Consider the following 18,037-nt stretch of genomic DNA (forward strand, 5'->3'; position numbering starts at 1 on the left):
TCCCGCAGGGCGAACAGGGACAACACCGTACCCACAGCGATGCGGCTCGTACGGGCCCGGGCGGTCGGCAGCGCGCCGGGCGTGTCCTACGGATGGACGACACCGGGGCCCGCGACCGTGCGGCGGCGGTGTACCGGCGAGTTGACAACCCGGGCGGGCCGAACGGCGTCCTACGGACGGCATGGAAACGACGACGACGGCGAGACGAGGACCGGACACATGGCGTTAGAGGACTCCGTCGCGGGGCCCGCCCCCACCCGATCCGGCACGGCGGGGGCCGGGAACTGCCCGCCGGCCGCCGAAGCGTGAGCGCCGGGACGCGGGCGCCCACGGATCCGGCCGGGCGCCGGGTCCTGTCGGCGGCGCTGCTCGCGAGCGCCCCGGCGGAGGTGCTCGATTTCCTGCTGCCGCTGTGGGCGGGTTCGACGCTGGGGGCCGGGGCCTTCGTGGTCGGCGCGCTGATCGCCTTCGAGGCCGTGCTGTCGCTGATCGTGCGCCCGCTGGCCGGGGAGCTGGCCGACCGCTTCGACCAGCGGCGGGTGGCCGCGGCCGGTGCGGGGCTGTACGCCCTGTCGTTCGCGGGCTACGCGCTCGCCGGCTCGCCGGCGGTGGCCTTCGTCGCGGCGGGCCTGGGCGGCGCCGGCGGAGCCCTGTTCTGGGTCGCGCTGCGGGCCTGGACCGGGCGGCGGGCGCAGGACGGCGACAGCACCTCCGCGTACGGCACGTTGCTGTCGGCGGAGGGCCAGGGTGCCTTCGTCGGCTACCTGGTGGCGTTCTCCCTGCTCGAACGCGGCGGCTACCCGCTGCTGTTCTGGCTGGGCGGCGCCGCCTGCGCGGTGGCCGCCGGCCTGCTGCTGCGCGGGCCCCGCCAGGAGCCGGCCCGGGCCGAGACCGAGCGCCGGGAGCGGCGGGGCGCGGCGGAGCGGCGGCTGCTGCCGCTGATGGTGGTGTCCGCGGTGACGGCCGCGGCCGAGGCGGGGCTGTGGATGCTCCTGCTGCTCCGGCTGCAGACGGACCTGGGCCTGTCCCCGAACGGGATCGCGCTGGTCTTCACCCCCGGCTTCGTGGTGTTCGTCCTGCTGCCGGCGCACGCCCACCGCCTCACCGACCGGGTGGGCCGCACACCGGCGATGGTCGCCTCGTTCGCCGCGAGCGCGCTGTTCGCCGCGGGGCTCGCCGTGGCCACCACGCCGCCGGTCATCGCCGTTCTGTGGACCGTGGCCGCCGCCTGTTTCGCCGCCCAGATCCCGGTGGAGCAGGCGACCGTGGCCGCCGCCTCCGGGGGGCGCATCGGCCGGGCCATGGGCCTGTACGAGAGCGCCCGCCTGGCCGGCGTGGTGGTCGGCCCCCTGCTGATGGGCCTGCTCTACGAGGAGGCCGGCTGGGTCGCCGCCTGCGTGGCGGCCGCGGCCACCTCGGCCCTGGGGGCGCTCGTGGTGCCGTACGCCGTCCGCACCCTGGGGCTGCGACAGGAGCGGAAGGGGTCCGGGCCGCGGACCGGCGACGTGGAAGAGGACTGGGAGGACCGGGAAGGCATGGAGATGGACATGGACACGGACACGGGCAAGAACGCGGGGAGCGTCCTCGGCCCGAAGGCCCACGCCCGCAAGGAGCGGCGGGACTGGTACGTCCACTCGGCCGCGTTCGCGCTGGGGCAGCTGATCCTCTGGAGCCTGGACTCCAGCTGGCTCGTATGGCAGATCACGGACGGCGGCGTGCCAGACGGCGAGCGCGGACCGCTGGTCTGGGTCGGCCGGATCTGGCTGACCATCTGGGTGATCGACACCGTCTGGTCCTGGTCGTACACCGTGTGGCCGCGGGAGAAGAAGCCGAAGCCGTCGTCGTAGCGGCGTCGTACGGCCGTCCGCGAGGCGGGAGGCGCCCGCAAGCCGGGTGTGCGGATCCCTTGCCCACGGGGCTACCCGTTAGTAGCCTCCAGGGCGTCGAACGGGCTTGTGACACGTGGGGGGTGGGGCGTCGTGCTGCGAAGACTCGTGGCCGGACTGGCCGCGATCGTGCTCGTCGTGGAAGCGGCCGTGCTCGTGCTCGTCCACATCGTGCTGGGCCGGACCACGGCGAACCAGTCGATGTCGATCGCGGGCAGCGATCCGGATGTCATGTCCAAGGCGACTTACGCCATGGGGGCGGGCATGGGCGCCTTCCTCGTCCTGTGCGCCGTGCTCGCCGCCGTCACCGCGCTCGGCGACCGCCCCCCGGGCCGCTTCGGCCGCGTCGTGCTCATCAGCGGCGCCGTCGCCCACGGGGTGCTCGGCATCCTCTGCGTCGCCCTGGTCGGCTGGGCCGCCTTCGCGGCGATGATGCTGATCCTGTGTCTGCTCGTACTGACCCTGACGTCCTACGCCGCCGGGCCCGCCCGGACCGGCGGGAACGGCGGCGGCGAGGGCGACCCGGGCGGGGACACCCCGCCCCTGCCGCCACCACCGCCGTTCGGGGAACTCAAGCCCACAAGTCAGTGATCGACACGTCCAGTTCGCCCAGCAGGGAACGCAGCAGCGGCAGCGACAGCCCGATGACGTTGCCGTGATCCCCGTCGATGCCGTCGATGAACGGCGCCGACAGCCCGTCCAGGGTGAACGCCCCCGCCACGTGCAGGGGCTCCCCGCTCGCCACGTACGCCGCCACCTCGGCGTCCGTGGGCTCACCGAACCGGACCGTCGTCGACGCCGTCGCCGAGACCTGACGGCCGTCCGCCGTGTCGATCACACAGTGACCGGTGCGCAGCACGCCCGCCCGGCCGCGCATCGACTTCCAGCGCGCGGTGGCCTCCTCGGCGTCCGCCGGCTTGCCCAGCGCCTCGCCGTCCAGCTCCAGCACCGAGTCGCAGCCGATCACCAGGGCGCCCGCGGCCTCGTCCAGCCCCGCCACGACTGCGGCCTTGGCCTCGGCCAGGGCCAGCGCCAGGGCGGCCGGCTCGTCGTGGTTCAGGGTGTCCTCGTCGAAACCGCTGACGATCACGTGCGGGGCGAGCCCGGCCTGCCGCAGCAGGTTCAGCCGGGCGGGGGAGGCGGAGGCGAGGACGAGCTTGCGCCCGGTCGTCGTCCGGGGCTCAGGTGTCGCAGTCATGCGGGCCATCGTAGGCGCGCCCCGCACACCCCGGACAGCGCCTGGACCGCCCGGCCGTCTCTTCCGGATCTTGCCGGGCCCGCGACGCCCGGCACCGCACCCGGCCGCGTTGTCGGGGCGCCCGAGTACGTCCAGTACGAGGTGCGCACCTCCGCCTTGCCGGGCACGTCGCCGGACGCCGCGGGCTCGGCCGACAAGATCCGGAAGAGACGGCCTAGAAGTGGCCCACGCCCAGGACGTACACCACCACGAGCATGGCGAGCGCGAGCACCAGGGTCAGCCGCCGGATCATCGCCTGCGCGTCGCGCATGTCCTTGGGCGGCTCGTTCTTCGGGTCGGACCAGAGCATGTCCCGATCCTGGACCCGGAACGGGCCGTGGCGCCTGAGTACGGGTACTCAGGCGCCACGGCCCGTTCGTATCGATCGGGCTACGCGGGCCAGTACGTACGGCCCCAGGCCCGCGGTCCCGGATGCGGAACCCGCCGCCGGGCCACCCGGGCCGGGGCCGACCACTCGTCCGCGACCTGCGGGGCGTCCGACGGCGCCATGGCCAGCGCCGCCGCGCGCGCCCGGACCACCGCCAGTGCGGCGGCCAGCTCCTCCGGGGTCGGGTTGCCCTTGACGACCTTGATCACCACAGAGTCCTCCTGGAGGGGCTAGAGCGGGATGTTGCCGTGCTTCTTCGGGGGCAGGGACTCCCGCTTGGTACGCAGCTGCCGGAGCCCCTTCACCACGTGCGCCCGGGTCTCGGACGGCATGGTCACCGCGTCGATGTACCCGCGCTCGGCCGCCGTGTACGGGTTGAGCAGGGCGTCCTCGTACTCCGCGATGAGCCGGGCCCGGGTCTGCTCCACCTCCTCGGGGGCGGCCTCCGCGATGGTGCGGCGGTGCAGGATGTTCACGGCACCCTGCGCGCCCATGACGGCGATCTGCGCGGTCGGCCAGGCCAGGTTCAGGTCGGCGCCGAGGTGCTTGGAGCCCATGACGTCGTACGCGCCGCCGAAGGCCTTGCGGGTGATGACGGTGATCAGCGGAACGGTGGCCTCGGCGTACGCGTAGATCAGCTTGGCGCCGCGCCGGATGATTCCGTTGTACTCCTGGTCGGTGCCCGGAAGGAAGCCCGGGACGTCGACGAAGGTCAGCACGGGGATGTTGAAGGCGTCGCAGGTCCGCACGAACCGCGCCGCCTTCTCGGAGGCGTCGATGTCCAGGCAGCCGGCGAACTGCATCGGCTGGTTGGCGACGACACCCACCGGGTGGCCCTCGACCCGGCCGAAGCCGGTCAGGATGTTCGGCGCGAAGAGCGCCTGCGTCTCCAGGAACTCCGCGTCGTCGAGCACGTGCTCGATCACGGTGTGCATGTCGTACGGCTGGTTCGCGCTGTCCGGGATCAGCACGTCGAGCTCGCGGTCGGTGTCGGAGACCTCGGTGTCCGCCTCCTCCGGGAAGGAGGGCGGCTCGGAGAGGTTGTTCGACGGCAGGTACGCGAGCAGTGACTTCACGTACTCGATGGCGTCCTTCTCGTCGCCCGCCATGTGGTGGGCCACGCCGGACGTGCTGTTGTGCGTGCGCGCCCCGCCCAGCTCCTCGAAGCCGACGTCCTCGCCGGTGACCGTCTTGATGACGTCCGGGCCGGTGATGAACATGTGCGAGGTCTGGTCGACCATGACCGTGAAGTCGGTGATGGCGGGGGAGTACACGGCGCCGCCCGCGCAGGGCCCGACGATCAGGCTGATCTGCGGGATCACCCCGGACGCGTGCACGTTGCGGCGGAAGATCTCGCCGTACATGCCCAGCGCGCTGACGCCCTCCTGGATGCGGGCGCCGCCGGAGTCGTTGATGCCGACGAGCGGGCATCCGGTCTTCAGCGCGAAGTCCATGACCTTCATGATCTTCTGGCCGTAGGTCTCGCCGAGGGCCCCGCCGAAGACGGTGAAGTCCTGCGAGAACACGGCCACCGGGCGGCCGTCCACGGTGCCGTAGCCGGTGACGACGCCGTCGCCGTAGGGCCGGGTCTTCTCCAGGCCGAAGCTGGTGGAACGGTGCCGGGCGAACTCGTCGAGCTCGACGAAGGATCCCTCGTCCAGCAGCAGGGCGACCCGCTCACGCGCCGTCAGCTTGCCCTTGGCGTGCTGCTTCTCCACGGCACGGGCGGAACCGGCGTGGGTGGCTTCGTCGATGCGGCGCTGCAGATCCGCGATCTTGCCCGCGGTGGTGTGCATGTCGATCGGCTCTGACGGATGTGACATCGGGGTCGCGGCTCCCTGCGTGGTGTCAACTGCCTGGTCAATTGATTGACTACTGCTGGCTACTGGTGCGTAGCGTATCGGCGGGCATGGCGCTCGGCAGTGCGGCGTTTGACACACCTACATTGGGTTGCATGACGCCATCAGATGCCTCAGCAGCAGCTCCCTCCGGTCGCTGGTCGAGCCTGGACCGGCCGCCCCTCAATGCCGCCGCCCTCCAGAGGGCACTCGTCACCGGGGACGGGCTGTGGACCTCCGTGGAGGTCGTCGCCAGTACCGGGTCCACCAATACCGACCTTGCCACCCGGGCGGCCGAGCTGCCCGAGGGGGCCGTGCTCGTCGCCGAGGAGCAGAGTGCCGGGCGCGGGCGGCTGGACCGCAGCTGGGTCGCGCCCGCGCGGTCGGGGCTGTTCTTCTCCGTCCTGCTCAAGCCGGGCGACGCGGTGCCGCAGGAGCGGTGGGGGTGGCTGACCCTGCTGGCCGGTGTGGCCACCGCGACCGGGCTGTCCCGGGCGGCCGGCGTGGACACCGCCCTCAAGTGGCCCAACGACCTGCTGGTCACCGTGGACGGCGAGGAGCGCAAGACCGGCGGGATCCTCGCCGAGCGGGTCGAGGACGGCGTGGTCCTCGGGATCGGGCTCAACGTCAGCCTGACCGAGGACGAGCTGCCGGTACCGGCCGCGGGGTCGCTCGCGCTCGCCAAGGCCTCCGTGACCGACCGGGACCCGCTGCTGAAGGCCGTACTGCGCTCGCTGGAGGAGTGGTACGGCCGGTGGCGGGCGTCCGGCGGCGACCCGGCCGCCAGCGGCCTCCAGGAGACCTACGCGGCGGGCTGCGCGACCCTGGGCCGGCACGTCCGCGCGGAACTGCCCGGCGGGCGCACCCTCACCGGAACGGCCGAAGCGGTGGACACCGATGGCCGCCTGGTGATCCGCACGGCCGAGGACCGGCACGAGACGGTGGGCGCGGGCGACGTCGTCCACCTGCGTTCCGTGCACTGACACGGGGAGCGGGTGCCGGGTGCGGCGCCGCACCCGGGCCGCCGCCCCGGACCCCGCGGCCGGGTCGCGGGCGGGCCGGAAGCGGGGAGGGGGAGTGAGCTACGGCACACCTGCCGTATGGTTTAGGCGATCCCGGTGCTCGTGGTGATCAACCGGTTCGCAGGGCAGTGCGCACGGAATGGACAGGAGGCGGCCCTTGACCGTCGACGACCCTACGTCCAGCGCGTCCGCCGGTGGCGGCTCCGCGTCCGGCCCGGGCACCCCGATCGGACGTGACCAGCACACTCCGCACCACGAGGTCGACCACACGGTCCAGCCGACGGCGGATCCGCTCGCCATCCGGCTGGAGCAGCTGATCCTCGGTGCCGAGCGCCGGTACACCCCGTTCCAGGCCGCCCGGAGCGCGGGCGTGTCCATGGAGCTGGCTTCGCGCTTCTGGCGGGCCATGGGCTTCGCCGACATCGGGCAGGCCCGGGCGCTGACCGAGGCCGACGTGCTGGCCCTGCGCCGGCTCGCCGGCCTGGTGGAGGCCGGGCTGCTGTCCGAGCCGATGGCCGTGCAGGTGGCGCGGTCCACCGGGCAGACCACCGCCCGGCTGGCGGAGTGGCAGATCGACTCGTTCCTGGAGGGCCTGACGGAGCCGCCGGAGCCGGGCATGACCCGTACGGAGGTCACGTACCCCCTGGTCGAGCTGCTGCTGCCCGAGCTGGAGGAGTTCCTCGTCTACGTGTGGCGGCGCCAGCTGGCGGCCGCGACCGGGCGCGTGGTGCAGGTGGCCGACGACGACGAGATGGTCGACCGGCGGCTCGCCGTGGGCTTCGCCGACCTGGTGGGCTTCACGCGCCTGACCCGGCGGCTGGAGGAGGAGGAGCTCGGCGAGCTGGTCGAGTCCTTCGAGACGACCGCGGCGGACCTGGTGGCCGCGTACGGCGGCCGGCTGATCAAGACCCTCGGCGACGAGGTGCTGTACTGCGCCGACGACGCGGCGACGGCGGCGGAGATCGCGCTGCGGTTGATCGAGACGATGGAGCTCGACGCGCAGATGCCCGAGCTGCGGGTCGGGATCGCCTTCGGCACGGTGACCACCCGGATGGGCGATGTCTTCGGGACCACGGTGAACCTGGCCAGCCGGCTGACGTCCATAGCCCCCAAGGACGCGGTGCTGGTGGACGGGGCGATGGCCGAGGAACTCTCCCGGACCGGGGCCGCCCCGGTGTCGGAGAAGGAGGCCGAGACGGCGCCGGACGAGGGTGCGTCCTACCGTTTCGCGCTGCAGCCGATGTGGCAGCGGCCGGTGCGCGGACTCGGCGTCGTGGAGCCCTGGTCGCTGACGCGGCGCAAGCCCAAGAACCCCGCCTGACGCGACTGCGGGCCCTGCGGCGTGTCCTGCCGATCACGCCGGGCCCGCGGGGGCGGGGCACCGCGCCTCGCCGCGGTGTCCTCGGTCGGCGGCGGGCCGGGGAGCGGCCCTGTCCCGCGGCGGCGCAGCCTTGACCCGGTGGCCTCCCCGCGCACTAGAGTGCGGCGATAACGCTCGTTAACCGGGAGGGTCGCAGGCATGTCTGAGCAGCGCTTCGGAGAGTTCGTCGCGGTACGTCGGGAGGGCGACGGGCACGTCGCGGAGCTTGCGATGGACCGCCCCAAGGCCATGAACGCGGTGTCGACGGAGATGGCCCGCTCGATCGGCGCCGCCTGCGCGGCGCTCGCGGCGGACCCGTCGGTGCGGGTGGTGGTGCTGTCCTCCACCGCGGAGCGGGCCTTCTGCGTCGGGGCGGACCTCAAGGAGCGGAACTCCTTCTCGGACACCGAGCTGGTCCGGCAGCGGCCGACCACGCGCGGGGCGTACGGGGGCGTGCTGGCGCTGCCGATGCCCACGATCGCGGCGGTGCACGGGTTCGCGCTGGGCGGCGGCTTCGAGCTGGCCCTGGCCTGCGACGTGATCGTGGCCGACGAGACCGCGGTGGTGGGCCTGCCCGAGGTGTCGGTGGGCGTGATCCCCGGCGGCGGGGGCACGCAGCTGCTGCCGCGCCGGGTGGGTGCGGCGCGGGCCGCGGAGCTGATCTTCACGGCGCGCCGGGTGGAGGCGCCCGAGGCGCTCTCCCTGGGCCTGGTGGACTCGGTGGTCCCGGCCGGCCAGGACACGGCGGAGGCGCTGGCGCTGGCGACCCGGATGGCGGCGAACTCCCCGGTGGGTCTGCGGGCGGCCAAGCGGGCGCTGCGGCTGGGGCACGGGATGGACCTGGAAGCCGGCCTGGAGATCGAGGACGCGGCCTGGCGGACGGTGGCCTTCTCGGGCGACCGGGTGGAGGGCGTCGCGGCGTTCAACGAGAAGCGCAAGCCGAACTGGCCGGGGGAGTAGCGGCCCGCGCCCCGTTGCCGCCGATCACCCTTGGTGATCTTGGTGGCACCGAAAGTCGCGCCAATTGTCTCCAAATCTGACAAAAGTCCCTAGCCTGGGGTGATGGGAGTTGACGGGCGGCTACGAGCCGTGGTGGGACTCGCTCAGGCGATGGCCGCGGCGCACGCGCCGCGGGACAGTGTGCGGGCGGCCGCGCGGGGCGCGCGCGTGGCGCTGGACGGCTCGTTCGCCGCGATCTCCGCGTGGGAGCGGGAGCGGGGGAGCCTGCGGGTGCTCGTGAACGAGGGCGAGCGCCGGGCGGGCGAGGAGGAGTTCCCCGAGGACGAGTCCTACCCCGTGCACGACTTCCCCGAGATCACCGAATTCCTGCACGAGCTCTGGGTGGGCGGCGGCGGCCCGCACGCCTGGGTCGAGAGCGCCGTCGGCGACCGGCCGGGGCGGCGCGGGGAGGCCCTGCGCCGGCGCGGCCGCGGGACCTGTGTGGTGGCGCCCATCGTGCTCAGCGGCCGCGCCTGGGGCGAGCTGTACGTCGCCCGGGACGAGGGGCTGCCCGACTTCGACGAGGACGACGCCGATTTCGCCACCGTGCTCGCCGCCGTGATCGCGGCCGGTCTCGCGCAGAACGAGCGGCTGGAGGAGGCCCGGCGGCTCGCCTTCACCGACCCGCTGACCGGGCTCGCGAACCGGCGGGCGGTCGACATGCGGCTCGACGAGGCCCTGGAGGAGCACCGGCGGACCGGGGTGGTCGTCAGCCTCGTCGTCTGCGACCTGAACGGGCTCAAGACGGTCAACGACACCCTCGGCCACGCCATGGGCGACCGGCTCCTGGAGCGGTTCGGGTCGGTCCTGAGCCTGTGCGGGGCGATGCTGCCCGGATCGCTGGTGGCCCGGCTCGGCGGCGACGAGTTCTGCCTGGTCGGGGTCGGCCCGACGGCGGACGAGATCGTGCGCGTCACCGAGGAGGTGTGCACCCGGGCGGCCGAGCTGGAGCTGGGCGAGGGGGTGGCCTGCGGGGTGGCCTCCACCGGGGACCCGATCGGGCTGGTGAAGTCCTCCCGGCGGCTGTTCCGGCTGGCGGACGCCGCCCAGTACAAGGCGAAGGCCGCGCGCTCGCCGAAACCCGTCGTGGCGGGCCGGGACACCGCGGTGGTCCGGCTCGCGGACGCCGCCGCCGAGGAGGCTCCCGGGGAGCGGCGCCGCTTCCGGGGCCGTCTGTGACCGGCCGCTCGCGCTACCGGTCCGTAAGGGGTCCAACCGCGTCGCGATCGTGACGAATCCAGCTAGTGACATGAAGCGATTCAATCCGTAGGGTGCTGAATATGGATATGCACACTGTCGTGGTGGGGACGTCCGGGACCACCGCCGAGGACGTCATCGCCGTAGCCCGCGGCAACGCACGCGTCGAGCTCTCCGCGGAGGCGCTGGACGCGCTCGCCCGGGCCCGCGAGATCGTCGACGCGCTGGCCGCCAAGCCCGAGCCCGTCTACGGCGTGTCCACCGGCTTCGGTGCGCTCGCCTCCCGGCACATCAGCCCCGAGCTGCGTGCCCAGCTCCAGCGCAACATCGTCCGCTCGCACGCCGCCGGCATGGGCCCGCGCGTCGAGCGGGAGGTCGTCCGCGCGCTGATGTTCCTCCGCCTCAAGACCGTCGCCTCCGGTCACACCGGCGTACGCCCCTCCTTCGCGCAGACCATGGCCGACGTGCTCAACGCCGGGATCACCCCCGTCGTCCACGAGTACGGCTCCCTGGGCTGCTCCGGCGACCTCGCCCCGCTGTCCCACTGCGCCCTCGCCCTCATGGGCGAGGGTGACGCGGAGGGCCCCGACGGCACCGTCCGCCCCGCTGGCGAGCTGCTCGCCGAAGCCGGCATCGAACCCGTCGTCCTCCGCGAGAAGGAGGGCCTCGCCCTCCTCAACGGCACCGACGGCATGCTCGGCATGCTGATCATGGCCCTCGCCGACCTCGGCAAGCTCTACACCTCCGCCGACATCACCGCCGCCCTCACCCTGGAGGCGCTGCTCGGCACGGAGAAGGTGCTGGAGCCCGAGCTGCACGCCATCCGCCCGCACCCGGGGCAGGGCGCCTCCGCCGCGAACATGGCCGCCGTCCTCAAGGGCTCCGGGCTCGTGCGCCACTACCAGGAGGAGACCGCCCCGCGCGTGCAGGACGCCTACTCCGTGCGCTGCGCCCCGCAGGTCGCCGGCGCCGGCCGCGACACCATGGCGCACGCCGCCCTGGTGGCCTCCCGCGAGCTGGCCGCCGCCGTCGACAACCCGGTGGTGCTGCCCGACGGGCGCGTCGAGTCCAACGGCAACTTCCACGGGGCCCCGGTCGCCTACGTCCTGGACTTCCTCGCCATCGCGGCCGCCGACCTCGGCTCCATCGCCGAGCGCCGCACCGACCGGCTGCTCGACAAGAACCGCTCGCACGGCCTGCCGCCGTTCCTCGCGGACGACGCCGGCGTGGACTCCGGTCTGATGATCGCCCAGTACACGCAGGCCGCCCTGGTCAGCGAGATGAAGCGGCTCGCGGTGCCGGCCTCGGCCGACTCGATCCCCTCCTCCGCCATGCAGGAGGACCACGTCTCGATGGGCTGGTCGGCCGCGCGCAAGCTGCGCACCGCCGTCGACAACCTGACGCGGATCATCGCCATCGAGCTCTACGCGGCCACCCGCGCCATCGAGCTGCGCCACGGCCTGACCCCGGCCCCGGCCAGCCAGGCCGCGATCGCGGGCGCCCGTGCGGCGGGTGTGCAGGGCCCCGGGCCGGATCGTTTCCTCGCCCCCGACCTGGCCGCAGCCGACGAGTACATCCGTACGGGCGGCCTGCTGGCCGCGGTGGAGCCGGTGACGGGTCCGCTCGCCTGACGGCGGGCCGCGTACGTGCCGAAGGGCCGCCCCGGGACCTGACCCCGTGGCGGCCCTTCGCCGTGTCCGGAGCCCCGCGGCCCCGGGGCCCGCAGTCCTACGGCGCGTGCGAGCGCCGGACCGAGAAGGCCACGAAGCCGGCTCCGACGCCGAGGAAGAGGGTGCCGCCCAGGAGGTAGGGGGTGGTGTCCACGGATCCGGTGGCGGCGAGCAGCGGCTGCGGGTGCGAGGCCGGTCCGGAAGCCGTTCCCGTGACCGCCCCGGGGGCCTCGGAAGTGGAATCGGATCCGGTGGAGCCGGTCGCGCCGGTGGCCGCTCCGGCGGCGTTCGCGCCCGCGGGCACGCCGGAGCCGGTCTCCTCGACACCGGCCGAGGTGGCGCCCGCCGAGGGTACGAACCACAGGGCGGCGAGGAGGGTGGTCGCTCCGAGAGCGGTGAGCAGCGGTCGGCGTGCGGACACGGTGCGATCCCCCTTGTGGCAGCAGCGAATTGGCCGTGTGCGGTGATGCTACGGAAAGGGGCGGGTCGTGGGAAAGTCGGGGCTTCCGCGGGCTTACTCTCCGTCGTATGAACTCTTCTGAGGTATCACGCTATGTACGACTTCGGGTTGATTTGGTCCTGGAGGTGCCGGACGTTCAGGCACTCACGGGAGCCGCGCTCGCACACATCAAGGCCGACGAGTTCATGCCGGACGAGGAGCGCGGCCACGCCGAGTCCGCCGTCCGCGAGGACGAGTCGGAGGCCCTCGCCTACCTCGTCGACCCCACTGACCTGGTCGCGGACATTCCCGGGGTGGAGCTCGCCCAGGCCTCCTGGAGCAGCGAGCCCGTCGAATACGACCCCGAGTCCATGGAGTGGGACCTGGACGAGGAAGATGGGGAGTTCGACGAAGAACCCGACAACGCCTGACCGTGTGGTGGACCACATCCGAACGGAATGTGGAACCGGCCGGCGCCGTTAACGCGTTGTCATGACCAGGCAGGGGGCGCGCCCCCTGCCCGGCCCACCCCGGGGACGGCCAGCCTCCGGGGTATCCGGCAACGATGGAGTGGCGTGTGAGGACGGACAGTATGCGGCGGAGCAGGTCCCTGGTGGCCATATCCGCCGTGCTCGGTGGGGTACTGATGCTCACGGCGTGCGGCGGCGGAGACGACGCGAAGCCGAAGGGCTCCGAGGCGGGCAAGGCGCAGGCGGATGTCGACGCGGCGGCCGCCAAGGACACCTCGAAGGCCAAGATAACCATCACGCCGAAGGACGGGGCCACGAACGTCGGCCTCAACGACGCGGCCAACGTGGCCGTCGCCGACGGCACCCTGACCCAGGTCGAGCTGAAGACCAGCGAGGGCACGGCCGTGGCCGGCAAGATCGCCGCCGACGGCAAGAGCTGGAAGCCGGACGCCGCGCTGAAGCGCTCCACGAAGTACGCCCTGGCGGCTACCGCCAAGGACGCGGACGGCAAGGAGGCGCACGAGAACGCCTCCTTCACCACCGTCTCCCCGGAGAACAGCTTCGTCGGCTCGTTCGTCCCGGACGAGGGCCAGACGGTCGGCGTGGGCATGCCGGTCTCGATCACCTTCAACAAGCCGATCCAGGACAAGAAGGCCGTCCAGGCGGCCATCTCCGTCAGCTCCAGCAGCGGCCAGGAAGTCGTCGGCCACTGGTTCGGCGCGCAGCGCCTGGACTTCCGCCCGGAGCAGTACTGGCAGGCGAACTCCACCGTCACCATGAAGCTGGCGCTGGAAGGCGTCCAGGGCGCTCCCGGCGTCCAGGGCGTCCAGAACAAGACCGTCACCTTCAAGATCGGCCGCAGCCAGGTCTCCACGGTCGACACGAAGACCAAGAAGATGACGGTCACCCGGGACGGCGCGGTCATCAAGACCATCCCGATCTCGGCGGGCTCCCCGGACAACCCGACCTACAACGGTCAGATGGTGATCTCCGAGAAGTTCAAGGAGACCCGGATGGACGGCTCCACCGTCGGCTTCAAGGACAGCGAGGGCAAGGGCGAGTACGACATCAAGGACGTCCCGCACGCCATGCGCCTGTCCCAGTCCGGCACCTTCCTCCACGGCAACTACTGGGGCGCCGACTCGGTCTTCGGCAGCGCGAACACCAGCCACGGCTGCGTGGGCCTGAACGACGTCAAGGGCGCGGGCGACCCGAACCAGCCCGCCGCCTGGTTCTACGACAACTCGCTCATCGGCGACGTGGTCACCGTGGTCAACTCCCCGGACAAGACCATCAAGCCCGACAACGGCCTCAACGGCTGGAACATGGGCTGGGCGGAGTGGAAGGCCGGCTCGGCCGCCTGACCCCGCGCACGCGCACCGCGCACGCCGAACGGCGGGGACCCCTCACGGGGTCCCCGCCGTTCGGCTTCGTGCGGGGCGCGTTCGTGCGGGGTGCGGTGGGGTGCGGTGCCGGGCCGGGGCGACGTGGCCGAAAAGCGCTCAACGGCGGCCCCGGGGCGCGTCTAGGGTCGGGGACATGATGATCCACTCCCTTGACCTGCCTCCGTCCGACGACGCGGTCGACGCCTGGCTGGCGGTCCTGACCGAGGCCGGGGCCGCCGATCTGCCGCAGCTGCCCGCCCCGTCCCGCAGGGAGGTCGGCGGGCGGCTGCGCGTCGGGCCGGCGCGCGGCCGGTACGCGCTCTGGGCGGCGGACGGGGACGCGGGCGTCGCGGCCCTGGTCCTGTTCACGGACGAGGGCAACACGCACACCGCGCTGCTGGACGTGCTGGCCGTACGGCCGCAGGAGCGGCGGCGGGGCGTGGCCACCGCCCTGTGGGAGCGGGTCCGCGAGGAACTGCTCGCGCAGGGCCGGACCTCGGTCATGGCCCAGCTGGACCTGGGAGGCCCGGGGCAGGCGTTCGCGCAGTCGCTGGGGTTCGTGAACGTCCTGCCGATGGCCTGGTACGAACAGGCCCTCCCCGCCGACGGGCCCGCGCGGGTTCCGGCCGCCCCCGGATACGAGCTCCTCACCTGGCACGGCCCGGTCCCCGACGCCTGGGCGCCGGCCGCCGCCGCGGCCCACGACGCGATGGAGGACGCGCCGAGCGGGGACATGGACGAGCGGTCCCCGGTCTGGACGGTGCAGCGGCTGCACGACATGCAGCAGGTGATCATCGACCGGGGCTGGGAGCAGCTGACGGTCGCGGCCGTGACCGGGGCCGGCGAGGTGGCGGCGTACACCGAGCTCGTCCTGCCGGACCCTGCCGGCCCGCGCGCCCTCCAGCACGGCACGGTGGTCGTCCCCGGTCACCGCGGCCACGGCCTCGGCCGGGCCGTCAAACTGCGCATGGCGGCGGAAGCCGCCGCACGCTACCCGGCGCTGCGCGCCATCGCCACGACGGTGGCCGAGGCGAACCCCCACATGCGGGCGGTGAACGAGTCCATCGGCTACCGGCGGGGGCGCGAGGCGGGCATCTTCCAGCTCAAGCTGTAGGCCGTCTCCTTCGGATCCTGCCGGGCCCGCGACGCCCGGAACCGCACCCGGCCGCGTTGTCGGGGCGCCCGAGTACGTCCAGTACGCGGTGCGCACCTCCGCCTTGCCGGGTACGGCACCGGACGCCGTCGACCGTGCCGCCGGTCGCGCCGCCGGTCGCGCCGGTCACCGGGTGGCCGAGCGATCCGCCGATGGTTCCGCCGGGTGCGCGGGCGCCTGACCGGGCACCTGGCCCGTCCGCGCACCGGCCCCCTCCGACGGGGCCGACCACGACGCCAGCAGACGCAGGGCGTCCGCCGACGGGGAGCCGGGTGCCGCGTGGAAGGTGACCAGCGACTGCGCCGGGTCGTCCGGGAGCTTCAGCGTCTCGAAGGACAGCCGCAGCTCACCCACGAGCGGGTGCCGCAGCACCTTCTCCCCGTGCGTCTTGTCCGCCACCGTGTGCGCCGCCCACAGCCGCCGGAACTCCTCGTTCTTCACCGACAGCTCCCCGACCAGCGCCGACAGCTGCTCGTCGTCCGGGTTCTGGCCGGCGTACATCCGCAGGTTGCTCACCACCTCGCACGCCCGGCACTCCCACTCCCCGTACAGTTCCGCCGTCGCCGGGTCCAGGAACACCAGCCGCACCAGGTTCCGCTCGGCGGCCGGCAGCGCCCCGAAGTCCCCGAAGACCGCGGCCGCCAGCCGGTTCCAGCCGATGACGTCCTGCCGGTGCCCCACCAGGTACGCCGGTACGCCGCACATCGCGTCCATCAGCGTGCGCAGCTCCGGCCGCACCTGCTGCGGGCGCCGGCTGTGGCGGCGCCGGTGCGCCTTCGGCCGCGCCAGGTCCATCAGGTGGGCCCGCTCGCTCCCGTCGAGGCGCAGGGCCCGCGCGAGCGCGTCCAGGACCTCCACCGACACGTTGTGCCCGTCACGCTGCTCCAGCCGCGTGTAGTACGCGACCGACACCCCCGCCAGCTGCGCCAGCTCCTCCCGGCGCAGCCCGGGCACGCGCCGGCGCCCGTGGTCGGGCAGGCCCACGTCCTCGGGGCGCAGCCGCGCACGCCGGGAACGGAGGAACTCGCCGAGGCAGGCTCGCTGATCAAGCTGGTCCATTGCGCAATTATCCCCGGGCGGTGCGCCGCGGGGCAGCCGTGAGCCTGACCCCGCCAGGAGTAGGTTCACCGGTCGTAGGCACGGCAGGGGGCTGGCTGCCCGCCGGACGGACCGGCAGCGTGGGGGCCACCGCAGAGGCACCACCCCGTTCGAGGAGCACCCCCATGTCCGTCGCCCGGCCCACCCAGGCCACCCAGGTCGCCGCCTACGCCGCCCCCGCCCCCAAGGCCCCGCTGGAGCGCACCACCGTCCCGCGCCGCCCCGTCGGCGAGCACGACGTCCTCATCGACATCAAGTACTCCGGTATCTGCCACTCGGACATCCACCAGGTCCGCGACGGCTGGGGCGAGGGCATCTACCCCATGGTCCCCGGTCACGAGATCGCCGGAGTGGTCACGGAAGTGGGCCCGGGCGTCACGAAGTTCGCCGTCGGGGACCGCGTGGGCGTCGGCTGCTTCGTCGACTCCTGCCGCCGCTGCGAGTACTGCCTGCGCGGCCAGGAGCAGTACTGCGCCGAGGGCATGACCGGCACCTACAACGCCCTCGACCGCAGCGGCGAGCCCACCTACGGCGGCTACTCGACCCACCTCGTCGTCGACGAGAACTACACCGTCCGCATACCCGACGGCCTCGCCCTGGACGCCGCCGCCCCGCTGCTGTGCGCCGGCATCACCCTCTACTCCCCGCTCCGGCACTGGCAGGCCGGCCCCGGCAAGAAGGTCGCGATCGTCGGTCTCGGCGGCCTCGGCCACATGGGAGTGAAGATCGCCGCGGCCCTCGGCGCGGAGGTGACCGTACTGTCGCAGACCCTGCGCAAGAAGGAGGACGGCCTGAAGCTGGGCGCCTCCCACTACTACGCCACCAGCGACGAGGCCACCTTCGACGAGCTGGCGGGCCGCTTCGACCTGGTCCTGTCCACCGTCTCCGCGCCGCTCGGACTGGACCGGTACCTCGGCCTGCTGAAGGTCGACGGCGCGCTGGTGAACGTCGGCGCCCCGGAGGAGCCCGTCGCGCTGAACCTCTTCTCCGTCATCGGCGGCCGCAAGACCCTCGCCGGATCGATGATCGGCGGGATCGCCGAGACCCAGGAGATGCTGGACTTCTGCGCCGAGCACGGACTGGGCGCGGAGATCGAGCTGATCGCCGCCGGGCAGATCAACGAGGCGTACGAGCGGGTGCTGGCGAGCGACGTGCGCTACCGCTTCGTGATCGACGCGTCGACGATCTGACCCCGGCGGCGGGGGCCGTCACGCCCCGGGAGCCTTCGCCACACCGATCGGGCAGGACACGCCCGTGCCGCCGATGCCGCAGTAGCCGCCCGGGTTCTTGTCCAGGTACTGCTGGTGGTGGGCTTCCGCGGGCCAGAAGGGGCGCTCCGCCGCCGGCAGCACCGCCGTGGTGATCGGGCCGTAGCCCGAGGAGGCCAGGACCTGCTGGTAGGCCGTGCGGGAGGCCTCCGCCGTCGCCTGCTGGTCGGGGGAGTGGGTGTAGACCGCCGAGCGGTACTGGGTGCCGACGTCGTTGCCCTGGCGGAAGCCCTGGGTGGGGTCGTGGGACTCCCAGAACAGCTTCAGCAGCGCGGCGTAGGAGACCTGGGACGGGTCGAAGACCACGCGGACCACCTCGGTGTGGCCGGTCAGACCCGAGCAGACCTCCTCGTAGGTCGGATTCTCGGTGAAGCCGCCCTGGTAGCCGGCCAGCGTGGTCCACACCCCGGGGGTCTGCCAGAACTTGCGCTCCGCACCCCAGAAGCAGCCCAGACCGAAGTCGGCGACCTCCAGGTGCGCGGGGTAGGGGCCGGACAGCGGGTTGCCCAGCACGGTGTGCCGGTCGGGCACGGCGAACAACGGCTCCGCGCGGCCCGTCAGGGCCTCCTCGCGGGTGGGGAGCTCGGGCGTACGGCGGTACGAGAACATGGATTCCCTCCTTGTGGG

The 18,037-nt window shown here is 73.1% G+C and carries 18 protein-coding genes; 11 read left to right on the top strand and 7 right to left on the bottom strand.

Annotation, left to right across the window (positions count from 1 at the left end; genetic code table 11):
- Positions 1-305 precede the first annotated feature (305 nt).
- Both ACXNSR_RS24205 and ACXNSR_RS24210 read left to right on the top strand, forming a co-directional pair.
- Positions 306-1,847 (top strand): MFS transporter, encoded by a 1,542-nt coding sequence (locus ACXNSR_RS24205; protein ID WP_458637561.1) that lies wholly within the window; start codon positions 306-308, stop codon positions 1,845-1,847.
- A gap of 132 nt (positions 1,848-1,979) precedes the next feature.
- A complete protein-coding gene (locus tag ACXNSR_RS24210) occupies positions 1,980-2,477 on the top strand; it encodes a hypothetical protein (protein WP_458637562.1) in 498 nt (165 codons plus the stop codon).
- On the opposite strand, the gene ACXNSR_RS24215 is transcribed toward ACXNSR_RS24210, so the two are convergent.
- The 4 genes from ACXNSR_RS24215 to ACXNSR_RS24230 form a co-directional block, all read right to left on the bottom strand.
- Positions 2,458-3,093, bottom strand: a complete 636-nt coding sequence (locus ACXNSR_RS24215) for a nucleoside triphosphate pyrophosphatase (protein WP_458637563.1) — start codon at positions 3,091-3,093, stop codon at positions 2,458-2,460. The genes ACXNSR_RS24210 and ACXNSR_RS24215 overlap by 20 nt on opposite strands.
- Before the next feature lie 205 nt (positions 3,094-3,298).
- Complete coding sequence (gene mmpB / locus ACXNSR_RS24220) at positions 3,299-3,433, bottom strand: morphogenic membrane protein MmpB (protein WP_263411711.1); 135 nt, start codon at positions 3,431-3,433, stop codon at positions 3,299-3,301.
- A gap of 80 nt (positions 3,434-3,513) precedes the next feature.
- Positions 3,514-3,723, bottom strand: coding sequence for an acyl-CoA carboxylase epsilon subunit (locus ACXNSR_RS24225; RefSeq protein ID WP_458637564.1), 210 nt, complete (start codon positions 3,721-3,723; stop codon positions 3,514-3,516).
- A gap of 18 nt (positions 3,724-3,741) precedes the next feature.
- A complete protein-coding gene (locus tag ACXNSR_RS24230) occupies positions 3,742-5,334 on the bottom strand; it encodes an acyl-CoA carboxylase subunit beta (RefSeq protein WP_458637565.1) in 1,593 nt (530 codons plus the stop codon).
- Between the two features lie 131 nt (positions 5,335-5,465).
- Between ACXNSR_RS24230 and ACXNSR_RS24235 the strand changes: the two genes are divergently transcribed.
- From ACXNSR_RS24235 to hutH, 5 genes are all read left to right on the top strand, one after another.
- The gene (locus ACXNSR_RS24235; protein ID WP_458637566.1) at positions 5,466-6,332 is read left to right on the top strand and encodes a biotin--[acetyl-CoA-carboxylase] ligase; all 867 of its coding nucleotides are present in this window, start codon (positions 5,466-5,468) and stop codon (positions 6,330-6,332) included.
- A gap of 196 nt (positions 6,333-6,528) precedes the next feature.
- Positions 6,529-7,692, top strand: a complete 1,164-nt coding sequence (locus ACXNSR_RS24240; protein ID WP_458637567.1) for an adenylate/guanylate cyclase domain-containing protein — start codon at positions 6,529-6,531, stop codon at positions 7,690-7,692.
- Between the two features lie 198 nt (positions 7,693-7,890).
- Entirely contained in the window at positions 7,891-8,691 is an 801-nt protein-coding gene (locus ACXNSR_RS24245) for an enoyl-CoA hydratase/isomerase family protein (protein ID WP_458637568.1), read from the top strand.
- 102 nt (positions 8,692-8,793) lie between these two features.
- Entirely contained in the window at positions 8,794-9,909 is a 1,116-nt protein-coding gene (locus tag ACXNSR_RS24250; RefSeq protein WP_458637569.1) for a GGDEF domain-containing protein, read from the top strand.
- Between the two features lie 107 nt (positions 9,910-10,016).
- Positions 10,017-11,558, top strand: coding sequence for a histidine ammonia-lyase (hutH, locus tag ACXNSR_RS24255; protein ID WP_458643380.1), 1,542 nt, complete (start codon positions 10,017-10,019; stop codon positions 11,556-11,558).
- Between the two features lie 97 nt (positions 11,559-11,655).
- On the opposite strand, the gene ACXNSR_RS24260 is transcribed toward hutH, so the two are convergent.
- Positions 11,656-12,018 carry a hypothetical protein gene (locus ACXNSR_RS24260; RefSeq protein ID WP_458637570.1) on the bottom strand — a complete coding sequence of 121 codons (363 nt, stop codon included), beginning with the start codon at positions 12,016-12,018 and terminating at the stop codon, positions 11,656-11,658.
- A gap of 164 nt (positions 12,019-12,182) precedes the next feature.
- Here ACXNSR_RS24260 and ACXNSR_RS24265 point away from each other — a divergent pair, with 164 nt between their 5' ends.
- From ACXNSR_RS24265 to ACXNSR_RS24275, 3 genes are all read left to right on the top strand, one after another.
- Entirely contained in the window at positions 12,183-12,467 is a 285-nt protein-coding gene (locus ACXNSR_RS24265) for a hypothetical protein (RefSeq protein ID WP_458637571.1), read from the top strand.
- Positions 12,468-12,601: 134 nt separating this feature from the next.
- Positions 12,602-13,870: a L,D-transpeptidase gene (locus tag ACXNSR_RS24270; protein ID WP_458637572.1), complete on the top strand. Its 1,269-nt coding sequence runs from the start codon at positions 12,602-12,604 to the stop codon at positions 13,868-13,870.
- A gap of 175 nt (positions 13,871-14,045) precedes the next feature.
- A complete protein-coding gene (locus ACXNSR_RS24275) occupies positions 14,046-15,005 on the top strand; it encodes a GNAT family N-acetyltransferase (protein WP_458637573.1) in 960 nt (319 codons plus the stop codon).
- A 165-nt stretch (positions 15,006-15,170) separates the two neighbouring features.
- Here the strand turns inward: ACXNSR_RS24275 and ACXNSR_RS24280 are convergent, their stop codons facing one another.
- Entirely contained in the window at positions 15,171-16,103 is a 933-nt protein-coding gene (locus ACXNSR_RS24280; RefSeq protein WP_458637574.1) for a helix-turn-helix transcriptional regulator, read from the bottom strand.
- Between the two features lie 164 nt (positions 16,104-16,267).
- Between ACXNSR_RS24280 and ACXNSR_RS24285 the strand changes: the two genes are divergently transcribed.
- Positions 16,268-17,332: an NAD(P)-dependent alcohol dehydrogenase gene (locus tag ACXNSR_RS24285; RefSeq protein ID WP_458637575.1), complete on the top strand. Its 1,065-nt coding sequence runs from the start codon at positions 16,268-16,270 to the stop codon at positions 17,330-17,332.
- Between the two features lie 18 nt (positions 17,333-17,350).
- On the opposite strand, the gene msrA is transcribed toward ACXNSR_RS24285, so the two are convergent.
- Entirely contained in the window at positions 17,351-18,019 is a 669-nt protein-coding gene (gene msrA / locus ACXNSR_RS24290; protein WP_030011412.1) for a peptide-methionine (S)-S-oxide reductase MsrA, read from the bottom strand.
- Positions 18,020-18,037: the final 18 nt, after the last annotated feature.

Source organism: Streptomyces sp. NC-S4, assembly GCF_054353315.1.